Origin of the sequence: Nitrobacter sp. TKz-YC01 (assembly GCF_047824785.1) — a bacterium.
Classification (GTDB): Bacteria; Pseudomonadota; Alphaproteobacteria; order Rhizobiales; family Xanthobacteraceae; genus Nitrobacter.
The window spans coordinates 275,141-296,625 of sequence record NZ_CP181167.1; the positions used below are offsets into that span (position 1 = coordinate 275,141).

17 protein-coding genes and 1 pseudogene are annotated in these 21,485 nt (G+C 59.6%); 4 read left to right on the plus strand and 14 right to left on the minus strand.

Annotated elements, in window-relative coordinates; genetic code table 11:
• Positions 1 to 464 precede the first annotated feature (464 nt).
• Together ACMYR2_RS01300 and ACMYR2_RS01305 are read right to left on the minus strand one after the other, a co-directional pair.
• Positions 465 to 593 (minus strand): hypothetical protein, encoded by a 129-nt coding sequence (locus ACMYR2_RS01300; RefSeq protein WP_416193548.1) that lies wholly within the window; start codon positions 591 to 593, stop codon positions 465 to 467.
• 149 nt (positions 594 to 742) lie between these two features.
• Positions 743 to 895: a hypothetical protein gene (locus ACMYR2_RS01305; RefSeq protein WP_416193549.1), complete on the minus strand. Its 153-nt coding sequence runs from the start codon at positions 893 to 895 to the stop codon at positions 743 to 745.
• Between the two features lie 1,049 nt (positions 896 to 1,944).
• On the opposite strand from ACMYR2_RS01305, the gene ACMYR2_RS01310 reads away from it, so the two are divergent.
• A complete protein-coding gene (locus ACMYR2_RS01310) occupies positions 1,945 to 2,172 on the plus strand; it encodes a hypothetical protein (RefSeq protein ID WP_416193550.1) in 228 nt (75 codons plus the stop codon).
• A gap of 132 nt (positions 2,173 to 2,304) precedes the next feature.
• Here ACMYR2_RS01310 and ACMYR2_RS01315 read toward each other — a convergent pair whose 3' ends face one another.
• The 10 genes from ACMYR2_RS01315 to ACMYR2_RS01360 form a co-directional block, all read right to left on the minus strand.
• The gene (locus tag ACMYR2_RS01315; RefSeq protein WP_416193551.1) at positions 2,305 to 2,733 is read right to left on the minus strand and encodes a hypothetical protein; all 429 of its coding nucleotides are present in this window, start codon (positions 2,731 to 2,733) and stop codon (positions 2,305 to 2,307) included.
• A complete protein-coding gene (locus ACMYR2_RS01320; protein ID WP_416193552.1) occupies positions 2,730 to 3,488 on the minus strand; it encodes a recombinase family protein in 759 nt (252 codons plus the stop codon). Before ACMYR2_RS01320 ends, ACMYR2_RS01315 begins: the two co-directional genes overlap by 4 nt.
• Positions 3,489 to 3,707: 219 nt before the next feature.
• Positions 3,708 to 4,424 carry a M48 family metallopeptidase gene (locus ACMYR2_RS01325; protein WP_416193553.1) on the minus strand — a complete coding sequence of 239 codons (717 nt, stop codon included), beginning with the start codon at positions 4,422 to 4,424 and terminating at the stop codon, positions 3,708 to 3,710.
• Positions 4,421 to 7,636, minus strand: coding sequence for a type I restriction endonuclease subunit R (locus tag ACMYR2_RS01330; RefSeq protein WP_416193554.1), 3,216 nt, complete (start codon positions 7,634 to 7,636; stop codon positions 4,421 to 4,423). Before ACMYR2_RS01330 ends, ACMYR2_RS01325 begins: the two co-directional genes overlap by 4 nt.
• Positions 7,633 to 9,246 carry a restriction endonuclease subunit S gene (locus ACMYR2_RS01335; RefSeq protein ID WP_416193555.1) on the minus strand — a complete coding sequence of 538 codons (1,614 nt, stop codon included), beginning with the start codon at positions 9,244 to 9,246 and terminating at the stop codon, positions 7,633 to 7,635. Before ACMYR2_RS01335 ends, ACMYR2_RS01330 begins: the two co-directional genes overlap by 4 nt.
• The gene (locus ACMYR2_RS01340; RefSeq protein ID WP_416193556.1) at positions 9,170 to 10,186 is read right to left on the minus strand and encodes a virulence RhuM family protein; all 1,017 of its coding nucleotides are present in this window, start codon (positions 10,184 to 10,186) and stop codon (positions 9,170 to 9,172) included. Before ACMYR2_RS01340 ends, ACMYR2_RS01335 begins: the two co-directional genes overlap by 77 nt.
• Positions 10,179 to 11,696 (minus strand): type I restriction-modification system subunit M, encoded by a 1,518-nt coding sequence (locus tag ACMYR2_RS01345; protein WP_416193557.1) that lies wholly within the window; start codon positions 11,694 to 11,696, stop codon positions 10,179 to 10,181. The genes ACMYR2_RS01340 and ACMYR2_RS01345 overlap by 8 nt, the downstream gene beginning before the upstream one ends.
• On the minus strand, positions 11,693 to 12,298 hold the full coding sequence (locus ACMYR2_RS01350; protein WP_416193558.1) for a restriction endonuclease subunit S: 606 nt from the start codon (positions 12,296 to 12,298) through the stop codon (positions 11,693 to 11,695). The genes ACMYR2_RS01345 and ACMYR2_RS01350 overlap by 4 nt, the downstream gene beginning before the upstream one ends.
• Positions 12,299 to 12,898: 600 nt before the next feature.
• Positions 12,899 to 13,564: a hypothetical protein gene (locus ACMYR2_RS01355; RefSeq protein WP_416193559.1), complete on the minus strand. Its 666-nt coding sequence runs from the start codon at positions 13,562 to 13,564 to the stop codon at positions 12,899 to 12,901.
• A gap of 3 nt (positions 13,565 to 13,567) precedes the next feature.
• Positions 13,568 to 14,581, minus strand: a complete 1,014-nt coding sequence (locus ACMYR2_RS01360; protein WP_416193560.1) for an agmatine deiminase family protein — start codon at positions 14,579 to 14,581, stop codon at positions 13,568 to 13,570.
• 1,260 nt (positions 14,582 to 15,841) lie between these two features.
• On the opposite strand from ACMYR2_RS01360, the gene ACMYR2_RS01365 reads away from it, so the two are divergent.
• A protein-coding gene (locus tag ACMYR2_RS01365; protein ID WP_416192834.1) for an IS3 family transposase occupies positions 15,842 to 16,977 on the plus strand; the annotation gives its coding sequence in 2 pieces (ribosomal slippage) (positions 15,842 to 16,112 and positions 16,112 to 16,977; 1,137 coding nt in all).
• 424 nt (positions 16,978 to 17,401) lie between these two features.
• Here ACMYR2_RS01365 and ACMYR2_RS01370 read toward each other — a convergent pair.
• Positions 17,402 to 17,689, minus strand: a complete 288-nt coding sequence (locus ACMYR2_RS01370) for an Arm DNA-binding domain-containing protein (protein WP_416194141.1) — start codon at positions 17,687 to 17,689, stop codon at positions 17,402 to 17,404.
• A 25-nt stretch (positions 17,690 to 17,714) separates the two neighbouring features.
• Positions 17,715 to 18,536, minus strand: coding sequence for a hypothetical protein (locus ACMYR2_RS01375; protein WP_416193561.1), 822 nt, complete (start codon positions 18,534 to 18,536; stop codon positions 17,715 to 17,717).
• Between the two features lie 65 nt (positions 18,537 to 18,601).
• Here ACMYR2_RS01375 and istA point away from each other — a divergent pair.
• Both istA and istB read left to right on the plus strand, forming a co-directional pair.
• Positions 18,602 to 20,135, plus strand: a pseudogene (gene istA, locus ACMYR2_RS01380) (IS21 family transposase).
• Entirely contained in the window at positions 20,101 to 20,964 is an 864-nt protein-coding gene (istB, locus tag ACMYR2_RS01385) for an IS21-like element helper ATPase IstB (RefSeq protein WP_416192932.1), read from the plus strand. The pseudogene istA and the gene istB overlap by 35 nt, the downstream one beginning before the upstream one ends.
• Positions 20,965 to 21,485 lie beyond the last annotated feature (521 nt).

The following is a 21,485-nucleotide window of genomic DNA, read 5'->3' on the forward strand; positions in this document are numbered from 1 at the left end:
GGTCGGTTTGGTTTGGTTGAAATAGATGTCGCCGCTTCAATGATTTGCAGTTTTCTGACTACGCCCGAGTTTTGAGGGGTTTCGCCGCCAGCCAGCCTGAACAAGAGACACCCGAGGTAGGCGTTCTTGAGCGCTGCAAAGCATAGTCCTGAGCAGCGCGACGTTGGACGGTTCAATCCCGGGCGCGCTAGACGAGGTTCCGCCGCGGTGACGATCCCGTGAGTGATCCAGTAAGACGCGGTCCGGTGCCAACGAACCGTCGACGGCTCTGGAAAGGAAGTAATAGAAAGCTAAAGCACGCACAGCTGGCGTCTTCTACGGGACTGTACCGGTAGCGCGTGACGATCTCGAGTGGCAGGCACCACGCAACCAGTTTCGGAAGCGACACCCAATCATCGAGGCGGCTCTGAACCATGCCGAGGAAATGCACGCAGTCCGCCTCATCATACTCGATGGGAAACGGCTCAAAGGTGAAATGGTCGAAGGTAGTCGCCGATGATTCTCTTCCCGGCCTGTGACAACAGCGCCTTGTCCTTGTAGTGGCGGATCAACTGCGCTGCGATCAGCAGCTCCTGCATGATAGCGAGCGGCATGAAGTCGAGCTCGTTTAGCACCTTATTGAGCCGGTGAGCTCATCGGCTTCATGCTCGGGCCAGCCGAAATCCTCTGCCGCCTAGGTTACGAATCCGAGGAAGAATGCCCGACTTGGTGAGGGGTATCCCGTCATTGTCTCGGATGTGCGTCAGCACTTCATCGCGTTGATGCACATCGGGCTGCCAGCGAGATCGGCCATGCGGAGGCTCTCGTCAGCATCACGATCGGTGCGAGTCTCGATTGCCGGATTATGGATGTTCTTCGCCATCGCGTCGCGGCGCCATCGGATAGGCGACGACATCCGCTTTCTCGTGGTCGAACAGGCGGAAGATGGTCATGGGGAAATGATCTCCTACATCCGCACAAAATAGACCTCGTTACGCCCTTCCCGACGGACGATCTCCTCATAGGGAGGAGCCATGTCGGGATTCAGTTTGTCGGTGTGTCGCTGATGGAAGCGTGCGACACTACTCACCACGAACGCGCCTCCTAAAGAACGGCATCGTCAGCACGGACAATGACAAAGTAGCCTACCGCAGCGCTGATGCACGCCGCGATCATGCGTACTTCATCTTATGCCTCCAGCCCTGTTGCTCGAGCGTCGCCTCGTATACAATAATTCTCTACGGGGATGGCTTGTCTCGTGCATGCGTTTCGCAACACGAGGTAATTCGGCTGAAGAGGAAAAGCTCGTGGGAAGTTCGACAGACGCACACTGCTTCGCATGTGGCTATGACACTTTTCTACTCATCGGCGGAGGAATGGCGGATCATGTTAAGAATGCCGCGTGGCCAGTCTACTGCAAGTTATGCGACGAGATCACGACTGCTAACCACAAGCAAATGCCGCTAACTTGCAACGAATGCAACACCACTGATGTTATTCCGATCGATGATCCCAGCGTTTGGTTGGGTGACAATGAAGGAATAAGCGAGATGTGGGGGCGCCTAAGACTGATGGACGGGCACTACCGCTGCCCGAAATGCGGCCGATTCGAAGTGCGCTTCGGGAAGAACGCTGGCGGGCATAGCATACTCTCCTGGGACTGACCAAATCCGATCAAGTCCCTTTTTGTAACTCCCAATGAAATGGTGGACAATCGCCGTTTAGGCGACTCAGACATGATGGTTCAGAATTTCCCTATTTGTCTCCCGAGCTATCCTCGGCGAAGTATGGCGGACGTACGCTCATGTAGTGGCGGGTGAAATGATAAACTAAGGTACTAGTCCACTCTCCGGATATCGGCTGTCGCGTGCCTCTCTCGTTCAAATGCTTCGCTATATCTCCGCAAGTCATTCGGCGAACATTAGGTAGAGCCAGAATGGCTTCTGAGTTTTCTCGAACGAATGCATGACCTACGTGCGTGCTCTCGCCTATATGCAAAGCGAGACGATGGTATTTCGCGAACGGAATTGTGGGCGGGCGATCTTCTTCAAAGTGGTAAGGCGACCCAGTGAAGACCTTGCGACGAACATGGTGCTCGTCCGTTTCTTCTCCGACGCTGCGCTGCGACTTAACGGCGGGCTGACCACTTTTGTGCTCAGGCGGAGTTCGATCCGTTTTCGCAAGGAAATTTGAGAAGTCGACGATTCCCGTTTTGATGCGATTCAGGAATCTATTGATACCTTTATACATTCAGCGCATACAAAAGATGGTCAGCATCTTGGGTCAAAGAATGAGGTTTCAATCTATAGTGTGGGTGGGATTCGTTCAACTACTAATGCTGAACGTTGCATTTTCGGAAGGATATTTATTCGGACTAGCGTTGAAGACCGCCTCCATCTGCTCCGCCCACGGCAGTTCCACGACCCCGACGAGGTCGTTGAGCGGCAACGCTGGCGGAATGCGATGGATGAGCAGCTTCTCTAGCACGTCCGGTGCAAGATAAGCGAGCCGCATCGTGCGGCCGACATACTGATCGGTGACCTTCTCGGTCTTGGCGATGTCGGCGATGGTCGAAGCCTCGCCGCTCTCAAGCTTGCGTCGCCAGCTCCAGGCACGAGCGATGGCGCGTACCACATGCGCATCCTGTGTCCGCTCCTCGGCGGGTACATAATCCACGGGCGGCAGGATCTTCGGGCGACCGTTTTTCTTGCGAATGGTGAGTGGGATCACCACGCGGACGGTATTTTCCGTCATGCTGCGTCTTTTTCCAGCTGCCGCTCCATCATCTGTCGCGCCAGCGATCTGATGCCTTCATGGCGCAGGTCTATGGCTAGTCCGGCCGTGCCGACCGTGACGCGGGCAACCAGGAGCTGGACGATCCGTGCTTGCTCCGCTGGAAACAGCGATCCCCACAGCTTGTCGAACTCGCCCAGAGCGGCAATGGCGTCCTCGCTGCTGATGTGCGGCATGTCCTCCTTCAGGGCGGCAAGCACACGCGCCCTCACCTCCGGGGTGGCGATCAAGCGACGGATTTCACCGATGACGGCATCCTCGACCATACCGGCTGGCAAGCGCAGCGGGCCCGAGGCATTGTCGGTCGGGCGGTTCCGGATCAGGTCCATCGAGGTGTAGTAGCGGTAGAGCTTGCTGCCCTTCTTCGTCGCCGTCGGCGTCATCGCCGTGCCGGTCTCGGTGAAGATCAACCCCCTGAGCATCGCTGGCGTCTGGCTACGCGTGTTCGCAGCACGCAGCCGCGGGCTGGTTTGCAGGATGGCATGCACCTTGTCCCACAGATCGCGATCGATGATCGCCTCGTGCTCGCCCGGATAGGCCGTGCCCTTGTGCACGGCCTCCCCGAGGTAGACCCGGTTGTTGATCAGTTTGTAGAGGAAGCCCTTGTCGATCGGCTTCCCGCGCTTGTTGAGCACGCCTTCGGCCGCGAGCGCTTTGCCGTGACGATCTACGCCCGCATCGACGATTGGAAGCGAGGACGTCGATGATCGCTGCACTGTTCACCGAGATCTCCGCCGCCCCGTGGATGCGGGCGGCCCTACGCTACGGCGCCATCGCACTCGCGGTGTTCCTGTTCCTGCTCTCACTCCGGCGCTCCGGCGAGCGTGCTGGCCGCCTCGCCGAACGCCTCGAAACCTCGGAGAAGATCCGATCACGGTTCCCGGTCGGATCAGGCCGTGCGTGCCGGTGGTCTGATTTAAAGGTGGGCAGCTTGCTCAAGCCATCTTTTGTTCTAGGCGGTGCTTGCGCTTTTCCCAATCGGGTAGCACGCGGTCCAAAAGCTCGAAGAACTCTGGACCGTGGTGCGGCAACGCGATGTGGCAGAGCTCGTGCGTGATAACGTAGTCGATTGCGTCGATTGGCGCCTCGATCAGGCGGCGATTAAGCAGCAGCCGCGATGCCGGTGACATCGAACCCCACCGTTGCCGGAGTTGGCGCACGATCAGGCCTTTGGGGCGGAAGTCTTCAGGGGCCGGGAAGCGCAGCAGATTGACTTCGAGGCGCTCGGCAAATTTTGAATGGGCCCGCTGCCGATACCAACCCTCGACAAGTTCGCGGGTGACCTCGGTCCGTTCGGGCCTGTGCGTTTGGACCACGATGAAGCCACGGACGAGCTTCACCGTCGCCTGAACGTGGGGCAATATCTTTAATCGATACTGGCGCCCGAGATAGAGATGGGTCTCGCCCGCGACATACTGGCGGTCCGGGGTGCGCGGCAGGAACTGAATGAAATACCGCTGCTGGCGCCGGATCCACGCGGCGCGCTTGCGCACTTTATCCTCGATAGCCGCCAGCTGAGCATCCTGTGGAGCAGCGACCACAACAGAGGCATCGGGCTCTACGGCGATTTCCAGCGTCGTCCGGTCACGGCGCACGATGGAGAAATCGATCCGGTGTTCACCATAGCGGACGCTTTGTCGTTCCGCCTTCATCCGGGAAACCGCGCCCGGGCCAGGTCCATGATGTTGAGTTCAAGATCGTCCATCACCTCGACCGTCAGCTCGATGCCGCGCTCATCGCGAAGGACATCAAAGAAGTAATCGTCGATGGCGTTGCGCATCTTGTTCTGAGCGATGTCGTTGGACCAGACGTCGACGATGTGATGGGACTTGATGATGTCGATGATCGTGAGCGCAATGGCGGCAACCTCATCTGCCGCGATCGGTTTACCGTCGTCGGTCGCGAGCACGCCTTCAAGGATCCCGAAGAACGCCTGCCCATCGTCGTTGCCCTTGATCGCATCCGGCACCTCGCGCCCCCGGTCCTTGCGGGCAACCTTGCTGGCCAGATCGACTACGTTCTTGAGGTAATCGCGCTCGGAAATCCGTTTGGCCCGATAGTCGCGGATGGTTTCCTCCAGCAGTTCCGAGAAACTGCGGTAGAAGGTCGGGTCCTCGTCCATCTTTTCGGTGATGGTCCGGCGCGTCGCACTGGCGATCCGGTCCGCCCTCGACGCCTCGGAGACGCCCGTCTCCTCCACCACCGCTTTCAGCGCGTCCGGGTCGTTGATGTTGACCATCTCGATGATCGTCTCGGCCGGCATGGCAACCACATGGTCGTCCAGCAGCTTCTGGATCTTTGGCTCAAACTCCTTGACGTCGACGGTCTCCTGGTAGCGAAGCTGGACCGAGCGCCGCAGCTCGGAGAACTGCTTCCAGTCCTTCTTCATGGCGTCGATCTTCGCCTCGTCGAAGACGTCGGAGAGCTTGTCCGACGACAGCGAGATATGGAGGCAGCGGCTGAACGCCTTCAGTCGTTCATAGAATTCCTGCCGGATTGCCTCATCGGCCAGGAACTGTTCGAACTGCTCCATATCCTTCTTGTTCTTGACCGGCTTGAACAGGTCCCAAATCTGATCGTGCAGCTGAGGCAGCTTCCGGATTTCCTCGCGCACGTCGTGGACCGTGCCGGCGAGATCGGCGGCGTCAAAGCCTTCGAAGGCGCTGTAGGTGGTCAGCGCCGTGTCCAACTCCCCAAGCAGACCCTCGTAGTCGATGATGAAGCCGAACTGCTTCTCCGTCGCGCCGTCTTCGTAGAGCCGGTTCACGCGGGCGATCGCCTGCAGCAGGTTATGTTCGCGCAACGATTTGCACACATAGAGCACGGTATTTCGTGGCGCATCGAAACCGGTCAGCAGCTTCGAAACGACGATGAGGATTTCCGGATCGCCGGATCCCTTGAACGCCTCGATGATCTGCCGTGTGTATTCGTCTTCGGTCTTGTACCGGGCCATCATCTGCGCCCAGAACCCGCGCACAAGGTCTTTCGATTCCTTATCGACCTCCTCGTTGCCCTCGTTATCATCGGGCGGCGAGATGACGATTTCGCTAGTGACGTGCCCGATCTCGTCGAGCACCTCCTTGAAGCGGACGGCCGCTGCCTTGGACGGCGCCACAAGCTGCGCCTTGAATCCGGTTCCCTGCCAGTGCTGGCGGAAGTGCTCCGAGATGTCGAAGGCTTTTGCCCGGATCGCTTGGCCGGTCTTCGACAGGGCGTCCATGCGGGAGAACTTGCGCTTCAGGTCGGCCTTCTGGCTGGGGGTCAAGCCCTCGCTGATCTTGTCGAACCACTTGTCGATCACGCCGCCATTGACCTGCTGCTCGACAAGCCGTCCCTCATAGAGGAGCGGCACAACGGCACCGTCAGCGACGGCCTCGTCGATCGCGTATTTGTGGATCAGGCCGCCAAAGGTCGAGAGGGTATTCTTCTCCTTCTTCAGGAGCGGCGTTCCGGTGAAGCCCAGATAGCAAGCCTTCGGCAGCAGCCGGCGCATCCGTGTGGCGAACTGGCTGTGACCGCCATAGCGCCCGGTTTGCGAGCGATGGCTCTCATCGACAAGAACGAAAACGTTGGCATCCTCGTCGACATCCTCTGCGGCTTTGGCTGCCGAATCGAACTTGTTGATGATGGTCGTCACGAGCGGTGTCCGGTTGCGGATCAGCTCGATCAGATGGGCGCCGCTGGTTGCCCGCACGGGTTCCATTTCGCAGGACTTGAACGTGTCCTTGATCTGTTTGTCGAGATCGTCGCGGTCGGTGACGATCAGGATGCGTGGATTGGGGATGGCCTTGTCGAGCGCGAGGGACCGACCCAGCATCACCATGGTCAGCGACTTGCCAGATCCTTGGGTGTGCCAGATCACGCCACCCTTGCGGCGGCCGTCCAGATTGAACTGACGGACGCGTTCGACAGCCTTGCGGATCCCGAAGAACTGCTGGTGGCGCACGACCTTGCGAGCGCCGCCATCGAACACGGTGAAACGACGGATCAGGTCCAGCAGCCGTTCCGGCCGACACAGCGCGTGAATGGCACGGTCTTGCGCCGTGATCGCGCGCGGTCCCTCAGCTGCCAATTCCTCGAAATGGACACGCGCGAAGGCGAAATCGCCCGAGAAGACCGCGTCGGCCTCCGCCGCGGTGAGCGGCCGATTGGCCAGCGGATCGATAATCTCGTCCCGGTCTTCCTCGTCCCGCCACGTCTGCCAGAACTGCCGCGGCGTGCCCACGGTGGCGTAGCGCGCCTCGACACGGTTCATCACCATGAGAAGCTGCGCGAAGTGGAACAGCTGCGGGATGTTGTCTTCGTTCTGGTAGCCGATCAGCTGGCTGCCGGCCTTCTTCAGGCTCTCGGTCGGCCGCTTGTTCTCGATCACGAGGAACGGGATGCCATTCACATAAGCGACGATATCGCACCGCTTGGTCTGGGTGCTGGCCGTTCGCTCTACGGAGAGTTCGGCCGTCACGTGATAGACGTTGTTCGTTGGCGTCTCCCAATCGATGTAGCGGAACGAATAGGACTTGGAGTCCCCCTGAATCGTCTTGGTGATGGTCGTGCCGAGGACGAGGGTATCGTAGATGTCCTGGTTGGTGCCGCGCAGGCCCTTCTGCCGGTCAGGCGTGGGCTTCAGCCGGCGAATTGCCTCATGCGCATCCTCGAGGTCGAAGGGGTAGTCCCGGCCACGATGGGTAAAGCTGTTGATCTTCAAGAGTTGGTCGGCGAGGACGTCATCGAGCACCACGTTGCGCAGGCGACCGCCGCGCAGGCGCACAGCCTCGCTTTGAGAGAGCGGCGTGAACCCCAGCGCCACCAGGAGCTGCAGGGCGGGGATCTGGGACTGATGCTTCTCGGCGGCGTCGAAGGTCATGGATTCCACTCCGCATGCTTCGCCGCCTTGTAGAACTTCACGGAGGGGGCATCCGGGCAGTGGCCCAGTGTCTCGCGCGCAGGCTCCAGAACGGCCACAAGCTCGGCGTAGTAGTCCTTCTCGCCCGCCCACGCCTCCGCGACGGCCTGCAATTCCAGATGCCGCCGATAGACGTAGGAGATGGCGTCAGCCACCTGCACCATCGAGGAATGGTCGGACTTGATCGCGAAGGCGGTGTTGATGATGTGGTCGAACCGATCCTTCTTGCTGCGCTCCAGCCAGACCGTTTTCCCACGCTTCTTGCCTTGCGTCTGATAGAGGCCATCGAACCAGGCATCGCCCTGATACAGCCCGTCCGACAGCTTCGGCATCTCGCTCTTGTTGTCGTCCATGATGACGACAGTGAGGCCCACCTTGGCCGTGCGCAACACCTCTGCGATGGCTTTCTGTTCGGCCAGCGACGGGACCGGAAACGGCAGTTTCGAGAACTCGCTCCAGCGCAGACTGCCGCGCCTGTCCACGGAAGCGCTGGTACTGACCTCGAAGATGTGCCGATAGAGCCCGGTCTTGAGCACGGCAAAGGCGTAGTCGGCATCCACCTTCTCCGGCGCGAAACGGAAGACCGTGTAGATCGGACTGACGACACCGACGTCGGTCAGGTTCTGAAGGCCGATAGAGCCTTCCTCGACATGGTTGCTGGGAAAGCCGAAGTCGCCGCGCCAGATTTTCTTGTAGCCTGACAGATCGGCGCTGAAGACCTGCTTCTTGAAGTATTCAAGCGACCGGACGAACCCGTCGTACTTTGAGCACGACAGGACTTCATGCTGCTCTCTGTCGCCGTTCCGTTCGGAAATCTCGTGCGCTAGCTTGCCGATGGGCTTGATGCCCCAGGTGGCGGGAAGCGTGAACCAGCGATGCGCGGCCACTTCGTCTGTGGTGCGGAAGCGATCCAGTTGGCGCGTTCCGAAGACCAGAGAGTGGGTCAACGCGCGGTGCCGACGTAGCTTCGCCGCCCGTAGCGCCTCCAGCTTCTCGATGGCCACGTCCCATGTCCGCAGGATCTCGGCGATCTTGCGCTGTTCGGGGAGCGGCGGGAGCGGGAGCGGTGTCGATTTCAATAGATCAGTATCGAGCCGACCCGTGCCGTGCCCGGCGCTATCAACATGCCGAAGAATGTCGGACTTTCTGGCGATGAGAGCGAACGCAAGATACTCGCTGTCGACACCCTCCTTCGCTACGAGAGCCTTGATGTCCTGATTGAAGGTCACGGGCCGGTCGCACAGCACTACCGGCAAGTCCTTGAATAGGCCCATCCCACGCACAAGCACCAAAACGGCTCCGGCGGGGACGACTCGAACGGTATTTGCACCCTCCTCGGTGAGGCTTTCACCCACCCCATTTAGGCGCATGGCCTTCATGTCCTTGACGGTCACCCACGGGATCGGACCACCCCAAAAAGATGACCGCTCCTTATTTGGCGTGCCTCCTGAGTGAAGCGTTGCTAATTCGGAGAGCGCGACGCTTTTCCATCTCTCAATCATCCTCGCCGCCCTTCTTCCGCGCCTTCGCGGCCTTCTCCATCTCCTCCAGTTGGGCGATATCCGCTTCATCCGCCGCCAGCGCCTCGGAGGCGCGACGGTTGGCGTCGAACGCCTCGAACCGCTCGACGGCCAGCTTCTGGGCCACGTCCATCCGCAGCCGCCCGGCATGGGTCAGCACGTCGCGTTCGTTGAAGGAGAGGAAGGCGTCGAGCTTGTCGGCCCATTCGGCCATGGCGACCGGGCGGCGGCGCCTCGCCTGGTCCTCGGCATAGTCGAGATACATCACGACGATGCGGTTGAGTTCCTCGACCTCCTCGGCTTTCAGGTAGTTCTTGGCGGTCCCGACATCGCCCTTGCGCACGACCGAGCCTTTCCAGCTGGTCAGGCCCATGTTTCGGGCGCTCGGATCGCTGCGGCTTTCGATCAGTTCGGCGGCCGTCTTGCCCGTGACCGCCCAGAGCATCTTGTTTTGCACCTTCTTGAAGAAGGCCTGCGCCTGCTCGGAATTCTTGTCGTAGTCGATGGCGGTCGTGTAGAGGTCGCGGACCTTCTGGTAGAAGCGCTTTTCCGAGGCGCGGATGTCCCGGATGCGGGCAAGCCACTCGTCGAAATAGTCCCATTGCTCCGCCTGCTTCAGCCGGGCATCGTCCATGGCGAAGCCCTTGACCAGGTATTCGCGCAGGACAGTGGTGGCCCAGCGGCGGAACTGGGTGCCCCTCGGGGAGCGGACGCGGTAGCCGACCGCCAGAATGGCGTCCAGATTGTAGACCTTCGTGCGATAGGCCTTGCCGTCCGCGGCAGCTGTCAAGGATTCCTTGACAACTGACTCCGCCGCCAGCTCCCCCTCGGACAGGATGTTATTGATGTGCAGGCTGACGTTCTGCTTGGAGGTGTCGAACAGCTCGGCCATCTCCAGCTGGGTCAGCCAGACCGTGCCGTCGATGGCGCGCAGGCCGATGGTCGCTGCGCCATCGTCGGTGTTGTAAAGGATCAGTTCGCCCTCAGACATCGACGCCCAGTTCCTTGAGGTAGCCAGCCATGCGCCCGCGCACATCAGCCAACTCGGCGTCGATCGTGTTGATCTGCTTCTGCAGGGCGGCGACGTCGATTTCCTCCTCCGGCTCGAAGGTGTCGACGTAGCGGGGGATGTTGAGGTTGAAGTCGTTCTCGGCGATCTCTTCCGGGCTGGCGCGGTGGGAGTATTTGTCGATCTCCGCCCGTGAGGCGTAGGTTTCCAGCACCTTGCCGATATGCGCCTCGTCCATCACGTTCTGGGTCTTGCCCGGCGTGAACTCCTTGCTGGCGTCGATGAACAGGACGTCGCGGCGGTCCTCGTTGTCGCCGCCCTGCTCGCGGGAGCGGTCGAAGACCAGAATGGCCACCGGAATGCCCGTGGTCGTGAACAGGTTGGCGGGCAGGCCCACCACAGCATCGAGCAGGTTCTCCTCGATCAGCGCCTGGCGGATACGCCCCTCGGCCCCGCCTCTGAACAGCACGCCATGCGGAACGATGACAGCCACCCGGCCGCTCTGGCGTTTGGCGACTTCGATCATGTGGGTAATGAAGCCGTAATCGCCCTTGGACTTCGGCGGGATGCCGCGCCAGAAGCGCTTGAACTGATCGGTGTCCGCGTTTTCCGCGCCCCACTTGTCGAGGCTGAACGGGGGGTTGGCCACGACCACGTCGAACTTCATCAGGTGGTCGCCCTCGACCAGCGCAGGGCTGTTGAGCGTATCGCACCATTCGATCCGCGCGGCATCCTTGGCGTGGAGGAACATGTTCATCCGCGCCAGTGCCCATGTCGCGCCGTTCACTTCCTGCCCGTACAGGGCAAAGTTTTCCGATCCGACTTCCTCCGCTGCACGGATCAGCAGAGATCCGGACCCGCAGGCGGGGTCACAGATCGTATCGCCCGGCTTGGGCGCCGCCAGCCTCGCCAGGAGGCGAGATACCGCAGAGGGCGTATAGAACTCGCCGGCCTTCTTGCCTGCGTCGGAGGCGAAGCGTGAAATCAAATAGATGTAGCACTCGCCGATGATGTCCTCGGTTACCCGCGAAGGGCGCAGGTCGAGCGCGGGTTTGGCGAAATCCTCCAGCACGTTCTTGAGCCGCCGGTTGCGGTCCTTGACGCGCCCGAGATTAGCCTCGGAGTTGAAGTCGATGTTGCGGAATACGCCTTCGAGCTTGGCGCGGTTGGTATCTTCGATCCGCTCCAGCGCGATGTTGATGCGCTCGCCGATATTGGCCTCGTTCCGAGCTTCATAAAGGTCGTAGAAGCTGGCGCCTTCGGGAAGGACGAAACGCTCGCGCTCCAGCCTGCGGCGGATCCGGGCTTCATCCTCACCATACTGCTTGCGATAAGTTTCGAGGTGATCGTTCCAGTGGTCAGAGATGTACTTCAGGAACAACATCACGAGGATGTAGTCCTTGTACTGTCCGGCATCGACGACGCCCCGGAAGGTGTCGCAAGCGGCCCAGGCCGTCTGGTTGACCTGTAGCTGGGTGAGTTGGTCGGTCATTTGGACGTCCTTTCCTGCCTCGTCTTGGGGCGCATCCTGCTCGCTCGCTCGACGAGGATCAGGCTCATCATCTTTCTTCGTTTTTCAGCGGCGAGCAGGGAGAGCTTCCGTTCCCGCTCAGCCAGAACATTGACCGCGACGATCTTTTTCTGAGTCTCGATGTCTGGGACACCGAGCTCCAGGTCGTCGAGGCTGGATCGGGGGATCATCCGGATATTCGTGCCACGTGCCGCGACGTCGAAGTGCCGCTGCGCCGGGGGCTGGTTGATCGCCCACGCCAGATACTCGGGCGTCACGACGTCACGCTTCGGGCGCAGCACCACCAGGGGCAGTACTGCAAGAGCGGGTTCCCGCAGACGCTCGTCCAAGGCGGACGCCGTGTTTCGTTCGCCCCGCGAGCGGAACACAACGTCACCGGCGCGCACGAAATAGCGGTCCGCCAAGTCTTCCAACTGGACGCGCGTGAGGCGCTCCGGATCGACGAGGCCGTCGGGGGAAATGTCTCGCAACTGGATTGCGAGCAAGCCCCCGGTGGCCGTCGGCTCCAGTCTGCCGCGAGCGGTATAGCCGGTGTGGATGGTGCAGGCGTCAGCAAGGCGCATCGAAATTCCTCTGTAACTCTCGCTACAGAAAGTAGGCGTGCGCAAACCTGCTGTCAACTCAGAAAAATGCTGTAGGGTTTTCTACTGCAATTCGGACCCATCCTTCCCGGGGCTGGTGAATCCGACCAGAAGCGATCACCGGCTTGCTGAGCGTGGCCGGGTCCGAGCCCCACGGATGAGGTTTCGAGAACCGAGCTACCTCGCGCGGTAGACTATTGAAATGCTTCGCCGCCTGGCGCTGGGTCCAGACGGACCTTCAGGTAGAGTTGCAGGGTATAGATCCCCAATCCCTCCTGCGCTCATTGCAGAAGGAACACAGGTGGACGACTTTTACGCCGCCGGAGGCAGGACAATCCCGCCGCTACCGTGGAATAATTTTGCACCGCCACTCTCACCGGAATTGTGAAAGGACAGGACAGCGCGGGTCGGAAGCAAAATCTTGTTCAAATTACTGTTCTTTGTTCGACCGCGACCGAACTTGTTCTCTGCCTGTGGGCAGGTACAATCGAGTGCAACGGCCGCGGGAGAACCTGGAGGGTCTTCGGGAAGTCCGAATTCGCTCAACAATTGCCTTCCGTACCAAATGCATTGATGCAAGTCTCAGGTGTCGCTTATCGCTTCCATTGCCAACTTGTGCTGGTTCGTTTGCCAGATGGCGATCCGTAGGGGCTTCAATCTGAAATCTTGAGCCGTTGGTTCATTCAATTTGGGTCGAAGTCCTACGCGAGGCCCTTTGAAGAGCGTTTCAGCGTGATGGCTGCATGGCACAAGCTGTAACAGGCCCGTCGGATCGTCGATCCGTTTGGTGTGAATGTCTTGAATCATCTTCCGCTCGTTATCCTGCCATTTGTTTCCCTTGCGCGCGAACGGATGACGATTTCCGCGAACAATTCGCTGAAACACCCACCTCTGCTCCTTGTCCAGTTCTCTGATAAGCAACCCTCCAAATACGCCATGGTCCTCCGATCCGCAGGTTATGTCGATCCCTGAGTAAGTCGGGGCACGACAACCATCGTCATGAACGTACCAAGTGCCAGTTTTTAGTTGAGCAGGTCGTTGATGTGTGTAGGGATCGCGCCAGAAATTGAAATCCTTGAAATATAGATAAAGTTCGAGCGCGGTAATCCGCCATTCGCAATTCCCGCGAACGAGGTTGTGGCCGAACATAATGAAGCGCGCGTATTCAATGAATCGATTGACGACTTCTTGAGGGTCGTTGGCGTCTTTGAATCCCTTCGCGCGCAATGCGACGGCAATATTTCCCATGGCTCAATATCCTCCCTTTGAAATGCCGCTTGAACCACGTGGGATCGGCTGCGTCAGGCAGCGAATGCCTCCACCCCCCGACGCAATGTGATCAATGCGAAGCATAATGACCCGGTGTTCCGGAAAGGCGCTCTGCAAAGACTCGCGCGCGGCCTGGTCGCGCTCGCGATCACCAAAGCAACCTGTAATAACGGCGCCATTGGCAACATAGGCGTTGAGATAGCAGGGTGCCCAATAGTCCCCGCGATATTTCCAGTGGCGCTTGCGTGGTGAACGGATGCGTTCGACCTGCATATTGCGCCCTTGCGCGTCCAAGCTCTGTTGGAGAATGAGTGTATCGTGCGCACGCCACATCGGGGGCTCGACCTGCTCATCCTCCACGCTCTCCACAAGCAGGCGCCCTGGCGACGTGAACAGGACGTAGCCGTCGACGTGACCGGAGGTGATTGGCTCACAGGGCTCACCCTCCAGCCAGATGACTTTGGAAATTCCAAAGGATCGGAGGGCTTCGCAGATGCGGGATTGACGGCTTGGGCCGGCGCAGGGTGGATTACGGTTGGGATTGAGCAGGCAACTGCGCGTCGTCACGAGCGTCCCCTGACCGTCGGTGATCAAGGCGCCGCCTTCCGCAACGAAGGGCGCCTGCAGTCGCGGGATATCGAGGATCGCAGACAGGACCATGCTGAAGCTGCCGACGGTGCCTTGCGCGTTGCCGCGGGTCGGGCCGCTGCGGAGCTCGGCCGCGCCCCAGTCCCTGGGGTTCCAGTCGATCGCGACGAGCTCCTGGCCCCGAAGCGCAAAGGTCGGAGCGCTATCGCGCATCCACATGTCGGCGACCGGGGCCTCGATGATCTCGACCTGGCAGCCCTGGAAGCGCGCTCGCGCGTCCGCAAGGCATTCAGGCGGCGTCAGCAGCCACACGGGCTCGAATTCCGAGATGGTCCGAATGACGATGGCCAGATCGTCTTTTACTCGCGTGGTCCAGTCCTGCCATTCGGGCGGGACCGCCCAGGCCATGAGGCACGCGGCATGGGGTTCCCATTCCGCAGGGATGCGAATGTCATCCTGATTATTCAATTCAATATTAACTTGAGAATTTGTACTAATGTTCATGCGAATACATTTACGCGAATAGGGTATTCACGTCAAATTATACTAATAAAATCAAATATTTATTGAGTTATTTGTGAAGGGAGAAGCCTGAATTCCCGCGCCTTGATCAACGGCGCGACTGTCGCACGCGGCCCGGCCGCGTGCTGCACGACCGACGCGCAGTGCGTCGCAATCGGCGAACACACGCCTGTGTCACGGCAAGACGAGCCTCCATCCGGCCGTAAAAGGCGGTGAGCGCCATTATTCTACTGGCTCGACCACGGTGACGCTCGAATGCTTCGTGACAATGTCCTGTACGTAACTCGGCTTGAACGCGACATCCCAGGCCCACTGTCCAAATCCCCCAGTGCCGTTGATCGCGTTGACCCACTCGTTCAGCGCGTCGCGCTTAGCCTTGTTCTGCGGGCTATCTGTTCCCTTAATCGAAAATTTCTGTTGTCTGAGATATTTCCGGTAACGTCCGATTCGTGGCGAGTTGATGTGGGCTGGTCTCCCAGAGACATCCTTGATTGAGTTGCTAAAAGGCAGCGCAACGAAGCCGATCGACGGTTTTCCAGCATGATCTCGGGCCAGCCCAGCCCTCCCCCCTTGAACCCAATAAAAAAACTGCCCCTATCGTCTCGGATTGCAGGCGTACCGCCGATGAGTCGTCGCGCATCGGCGGCGTCTGAATTGACGTAAGCAATGCCTTGTCGGGACAATGCGTCGTGGTGACGCCCCGAGCGCATCCAAATTTTTATGCGGCACCTTCGGTCATTTCGACGACAGAATATTCGCTGCTTCCCATTAACAAACGGACCGTTCAACGCCCAGGCTGCCTAAGTACCCGACATTTCCCGAAACGCATGGATACCCAAGATGAGGTACCATCAGCCCAGTACCGACTTAGGATGGAGTTCCCATTCGCACCATCGTCAGGTACGAAGAGAGTAAAAAGGGAATTGCCGTCGTTCCTCCCAAATGTAAGTGTGTAAACCGGCATGTTTCTCAGCTTTTTGGGAAGAGCTTGGGTTATTGGATCCTGAGAGACAAACTCGTCTCCCTTATGTATTCCGAGAATGTCGTACGTCACTTGCTTCATCACCGGCCGAGGTTCAGTGAGGTGGTGCCGGTTTCTGAGACAGGGGCATAAGGTGGATCGCCCGATGAAAAGGACGATCCGGTATGAAGACACGCAGACGATTTACGGCTGAGTTCAAGGCCAAGGTTGCGCTTGAGGCGATCCGTGGCGAGCGGACGATTTCGGAACTGGCGACAAAGCACCAGCTTCATCCGAACCAGATTACGCAGTGGAAACGGCAGGCCATCGAGAACCTGGCCAAGACGTTCGACGACAAGGCTGCTGATGCGCAGGTCGGCCGGGAAGCCGAGGTGACCAAGCTGCACGCCAAGATTGGCCAGCTTGTCGTTGAGCGGGATTTTTTGGCCAAGGCCTTCGATCGCTGAGCCTGGATCGGAGGAGAATGATGATTGACCCCGATCACAACCGGCTCTCGATCCGCCGCCAGTGCGAACTGGTCTCGATCTCGCGGGCGTCGTTCTACCGACAGCCCGCCGGCGAGACGCCCGAGAACCTCGAACTGATGCGCACCATCGACGAGGCCTTCATGGAGACGCCCTGGTATGGCTCCCGGCAGATGGCCCGGCATCTGCGGCGTCAGGGCTGGTGCGTGGGTCGCAAGCGGGTCCGGCGGCTGATGCGCAAGATCGGTCTGTCGCCGATCTACCAGGCGCCGAGAACCAGCGAGCCGCATCCGCAGCATCGCATCTATCCCTACCTGCTGCGGCACCTGGCGATCGAGCGGCCGGATCACGTTTGGTGTGCCGATGTGACCTATATCCCGATGCGGCGCGGCTTCCTTTACCTCGTGGCCATCATGGACTGGTTCAGCCGCAAGGTCCTGGCCTGGCGGTTGTCGAACACGATGGATGCCGACTTCTGTGTTGCCGCTCTCGAAGAGGCGATCGCCTGCCATGGCAGGCCCGACATCTTCAACACCGACCAAGGCTCGCAGTTCACTAGCTTCGCCTTCACGACGACGCTGAAGGATGCCGGCATCCGCATCTCCATGGACGGGCGCGGCCGCTGGATGGACAACGTCTTCATCGAACGACTGTGGCGCAGCCTCAAATATGAGTGCGTCTTCCTCAGCACATTCGAAACGGGAAGCCAAGCCCGCTGCGGCATCGGCTCCTGGATAGACTATTACAACCGGCGACGCCCGCACTCGACCTTCGCCGGCAGGACGCCCGACGAAGTCCATGCTATGGCGGAAATGACGGAGCAATTGGCGGCGTAGAAACGAACCCGATCCACCTTAGCCAGGCCGCCAAACTGTCTCACCAAGCGGGTCCACCTCACAGCTACTCTTCGAGTAGCTTCTTCTTTCCCGATCTTTTCGGTCCGCATGTAGTATTCGACCATTCTCGTAAAGGCGAACGGCGCTAGTCCATCTTCTCGGTCCCACACCACTTTGCTTGCCGCCAAATCAATCTGCAGATTAAAATCCTCATAACTAAAGACATTTTTCGTATAGCAATGCTCGTTGCGAGGAAGGGAACGCGACGCGCTGCTGAACACCGTTTCGCCTGTGTAGCTACAGGAAGCGTCCCCGGACTTCCCGTTCTTCGTCTTTTCGTAAATAAATCCGCACTCAAATCCGCGCGCATTATGCACGACATTCTGTGCGAAGGCGCTGCTATAACCAATAAAAACTACCGCGATTACCAACGCGGCTCTGTGGCCTTCCAAGTGCACGGTGTCCCCCAACTGATCTCGCGTTTTATCCCGATCCAGCTCCGCCAACAACGAATCCCCCGTCGCCACGGACGCCCAACCACACGGACACGACACGCCTTGCCGCCTTCGCGGGCAATCCTTCGATATTCAGCTGCCTTTTCTCGTGCGGCAGCCAAGGACACCAGTCGGAGGCCGCCGAGTCCGATGTCGCGTCGGCGTCCATGGACTATGGTTCGGAGTACCCAACGCTTGGTCCCGGTTGGGTCTACGATAAGATAGGGTCCATTGCCGTCGGCATTACGCCACCGATTCTGCTACAGCGACGTTCGTACGTTTGGTAATAATGTCCTGCACATCACTCGGCTTGAACGCGACATCCCAGGCCCACTGTCCGAATCCTCCAGTGCTGTTGATCGCCTTGACCCACTCATTCAGCGCGTCGCGCTTAGCCTTGTTCTGCGGGCTGTCAGTGCCTTTTATTTCCAAGGCAAGCATCTTGCCGCCAGACAACCGGACAAGAAAGTCGGGCACATACCTGCGGCGCGAACCGGCCCACATGTACTGAATCTGAAAGCCGAGATGATCGTTCTTCGCATAGGCAATAACATCATCCCGTCCCTCGAACACATTGGCGGCGTGCCCCTCCCACGAGGAGTCGCCGACGAGGTGGCTAATGTGTGATTTGATCGCGGGGAAGCTGGGCTTGGTCGTATACCAGGTCCGCATCTGCCCGGTGGTACCGATCGGATTTTCTTCATCAAAGACAGGAGTGAGGCGTTCCGTGTTCTGCTCGCTCACGTAACGCATGACATGCTGAACGACGAGATCGATATTCAGCGCGATCAGGATCCGGCGACGCAGAGGATCGGTGTGGAAGAGCGACGGTATGTCTAGAAGGTTGGAATTCAGAAAGCTCTCGACAATGCGCACCAATTGTGCGGCGAGGTATTCCTCGGTTCCAGAAAAGCTCTGGCGCAATTCGGCAAACCCCTTGCGGGCAGCCTGAAAGACAAGCCGTTGCAGGCGGAAGCCGTCTGGAAGATGCTCCAGATCGATTGCAGTGACATTGCCCTGTGTTTCGGCGTGGAATAAGGACCCTGTTTTCGGGGTAATCGGCATCCAATCGGGACCCCGGGGCAAGGGTCCACAGTGGCTTCCATCGAGTCATGGAAGCCGAGGTTGGAATGCTGGTGGTGGAGACGATTGCCAAGATCCGTCGCGCCTATTTTGTTGATGGTCGTCCGATCAAGGCGATTTGCCGAGAACTCGGCGTGTCGCGGAAGGTGGTTCGCAAGGTCATCCGTTCTCAATCGACGGAGTTTCGGTACGAGCGAGAGACACAGCCTCAGCCGAAGATGGGCCCTTGGAGTGCCGAGCTTGACCGGTTGCTGGTGGCAAACGAGAGCAAGGCGGCGCGAGAACGGCTGACGCTGATCCGGTTGTTCGAAGAGCTTCGCGGTCTGGGCTATGTCGGGGGCTACGATGCGGTTCGTCGATATGCGCGGCGCTGGAGCCAAGAGCGTGGCGCCTCGACCACCTCGGCCTATGTGCCACTGAGCTTTGCACCCGGGGAAGCCTACCAGTTTGACTGGAGCCACGAAGTGGTCCTGCTGAGCGGGGTCACGGTGATCGTGAAGGCGGCTCACGTCCGGCTCTGCCACAGTCGGATGCTGTTCGTGCGGGCCTATCCGCGCGAGACGCAGGAGATGGTGTTCGACGCCCATGACCGGGCGTTCGCACTGTTCAAGGGAGCCTGCAGGCGCGGCATCTACGACAATATGAAGACGGCGGTCGAGACGATCTTCGTCGGCAAGGGACGCCTTTACAATCGCCGCTTCCTGCAGATGTGCAGCCACTATCTGGTGGACCCGGTCGCCTGCACGCCAGCGTCGGGCTGGGAGAAGGGCCAGGTTGAGAACCAGGTCGGGCTGGTCCGCGAACGGTTCTTCACCCCGCGGCTGCGCTTCAAGACGCTGGATGAGCTGAACGCCTGGCTGCTCGATAAATGCATTGCTTACGCCAAAGCGCACCGACATCCGGAGTTCGCGGACCGAACCATCTGGGAAGTCTTCGAAGCTGAGCGACCAAGGCTCGTCCCCTATGCCGGTCGCTTCGACGGCTTCCATGCCGTGCCCGCCTCGATCTCCAAGACCTGCCTGGTGCGCTTCGACAACAACAAATACTCGGTGGCGGCGAGCGCCGTTGGGCGGCCTGTTGAAGTCCAGGCCTATGCGGACCGCATCGTAATCCGCCAAGACGGCCGGATCGTTGCCGAGCATCAACGATCATTTGGCCGCGGCGAGACGGTCTACGATCCCTGGCACTATGTGCCTGTCCTGATGCGCAAGCCCGGCGCCTTGCGCAACGGGGCGCCCTTTAAGGACTGGGTGCTGCCGGCTGCGATCGAGCGTGTGCGGCGAAAGCTTGCCGGCGCCGATGACGGCAATCGGCAGATGGTCGACATCCTCAACGCGGCGCTGACCGACGGTCTGCCAGCAGTTGAGGCCGCCTGCGCCGAAGCGGTCGCTCACGGCGTTCATTCCGCTGATGTCGTGCTCAACATCCTAGCTCGGCAACGTGAGCCGGCGCCACCAGCCAACATCATGACGCCGGCCGCACTGACGCTTCGCCATGCGCCGATCGCTGATTGTGCCCGCTACGACAACCTCCGGAGGACCAACTGATGGAACGAGCCCAAATCTTCGATCTCATGGGTGAGCTCAAGCTCTACGGAATGAAGGCCGCCTTCGACGAGATCATGGTGACCGCCATCAAGCGCCAGCATGAACCTCAGCGCATCGTCGGCGACTTGCTCACGGCCGAGATCAGCGAAAAGCAGGCGAGATCGATCAAGTACCAGCTCACCATCGCCAAGCTTCCTCTCGCCAAGGACATCGCTGACTTCCAGTTCGACGGCACGCCGATCAACCAGACACTTGTCAATGATCTCGCCGGCGGCGGCTTCATCGCCCAGCAACGCAACGTCGTGCTGGTCGGCGGTACCGGCACCGGCAAGACCCATCTGGCCATCGCCATCGCCAGGAGCTGCATCCGCTCCGGTGCCCGCGGGCGCTTTTACAACGTCGTCGACCTCGTCAACCGTCTCGAAAGCGAGACCCGCAACGGACGTCAGGGCCGGCTCGCCGAACATCTGACCCGGATGGACTTCATCGTTCTCGACGAACTGGGTTACCTACCGTTCGCTCAATCCGGCGGCCAGCTTCTGTTCCACCTCATCAGCCGGCTTTACGAGCGCACATCCGTCATCGTCACCACCAACCTCTCCTTCGGAGAGTGGCCCAGCGTGTTCGGCGATGCCAAGATGACCACTGCGCTGCTCGACCGGCTGACCCATCACTGTGACATCGTAGAGACCGGTAACGACAGCTGGAGATTCAAAAGCCGCGACGACGATCAAACAACCCGCGCTCGCACCGTCTCCGCAATCCCGGCCAGCTCCGACGCTGCGAGCGCTACCAGCAAAGCTCGCCGATCAAAGGGGGCCCTTTTGGACGCCGATGGAGGGTCCCGTTCCAACGCCGATTGACAGCCGATCGCCCCCTCGACCTACCACGCTCATATGGTCAGGCGGCGCGATCCCGCCAGGCTGTCGGCGCGCGCCAAGCAGGATGCGTCGGTAAACGCACTTCAGCGAACCCGGGGCCTCGCGATGTCGCTGCCAAAATCATCAGGCGTGCCGGAACGATCAAACGTCGCTCTGATGGCGAGCATTTGCTTCCCTATAGTGTCACGCTAAGTGATCTTCCCCAGTGCGGCCACTGCTGCTTGCCGACTCTCCTCTGACCGGCAAGCCGATGGCAATCATCCCGTAGAAGTGCGACACCGTGGAGGTGTGAGTGAAGCGGTATGGCGCCAACAGCGGAGCCAGTTAGCTTGGTTACCAAAAACGCCAGCCCAGCACCGTCGCTACAATGTGATGGCCTGACTTGGCATTGACCCAGGCATCGCCTGTCCAGCGACAAGGATACGGCAGCACGTAAGTGCCGCTGTGGTCCTCGCATAACAGCTTGAGGGATTTGCTCTCCGTTGGAGGCGCGCTTGAGAAAT

Excerpts from the sequence above, each read along its gene's own strand:
- ACMYR2_RS01300 (WP_416193548.1), bottom strand. The coding sequence starts at position 593 with ATGCCGCTCGCTATCATGCAGGAGCTGCTGATCGCAGCGCAGTTGATC.
- ACMYR2_RS01305 (WP_416193549.1), bottom strand. The coding sequence starts at position 895 with ATGTCGTCGCCTATCCGATGGCGCCGCGACGCGATGGCGAAGAACATC.
- ACMYR2_RS01310 (WP_416193550.1), top strand. The coding sequence starts at position 1,945 with ATGACCTACGTGCGTGCTCTCGCCTATATGCAAAGCGAGACGATGGTA.
- ACMYR2_RS01315 (WP_416193551.1), bottom strand. The coding sequence starts at position 2,733 with ATGACGGAAAATACCGTCCGCGTGGTGATCCCACTCACCATTCGCAAG.
- ACMYR2_RS01325 (WP_416193553.1), bottom strand. The coding sequence starts at position 4,424 with ATGAAGGCGGAACGACAAAGCGTCCGCTATGGTGAACACCGGATCGAT.
- ACMYR2_RS01330 (WP_416193554.1), bottom strand. The coding sequence starts at position 7,636 with ATGACCTTCGACGCCGCCGAGAAGCATCAGTCCCAGATCCCCGCCCTG.
- ACMYR2_RS01335 (WP_416193555.1), bottom strand. The coding sequence starts at position 9,246 with ATGAAGCGGATATCGCCCAACTGGAGGAGATGGAGAAGGCCGCGAAGG.
- ACMYR2_RS01340 (WP_416193556.1), bottom strand. The coding sequence starts at position 10,186 with ATGTCTGAGGGCGAACTGATCCTTTACAACACCGACGATGGCGCAGCG.
- ACMYR2_RS01345 (WP_416193557.1), bottom strand. The coding sequence starts at position 11,696 with ATGACCGACCAACTCACCCAGCTACAGGTCAACCAGACGGCCTGGGCC.
- ACMYR2_RS01350 (WP_416193558.1), bottom strand. The coding sequence starts at position 12,298 with ATGCGCCTTGCTGACGCCTGCACCATCCACACCGGCTATACCGCTCGC.
- ACMYR2_RS01355 (WP_416193559.1), bottom strand. The coding sequence starts at position 13,564 with ATGGGAAATATTGCCGTCGCATTGCGCGCGAAGGGATTCAAAGACGCC.
- ACMYR2_RS01360 (WP_416193560.1), bottom strand. The coding sequence starts at position 14,581 with ATGGCCTGGGCGGTCCCGCCCGAATGGCAGGACTGGACCACGCGAGTA.
- ACMYR2_RS01375 (WP_416193561.1), bottom strand. The coding sequence starts at position 18,536 with ATGCCGATTACCCCGAAAACAGGGTCCTTATTCCACGCCGAAACACAG.
- istB (WP_416192932.1), top strand. The coding sequence starts at position 20,101 with ATGGAACGAGCCCAAATCTTCGATCTCATGGGTGAGCTCAAGCTCTAC.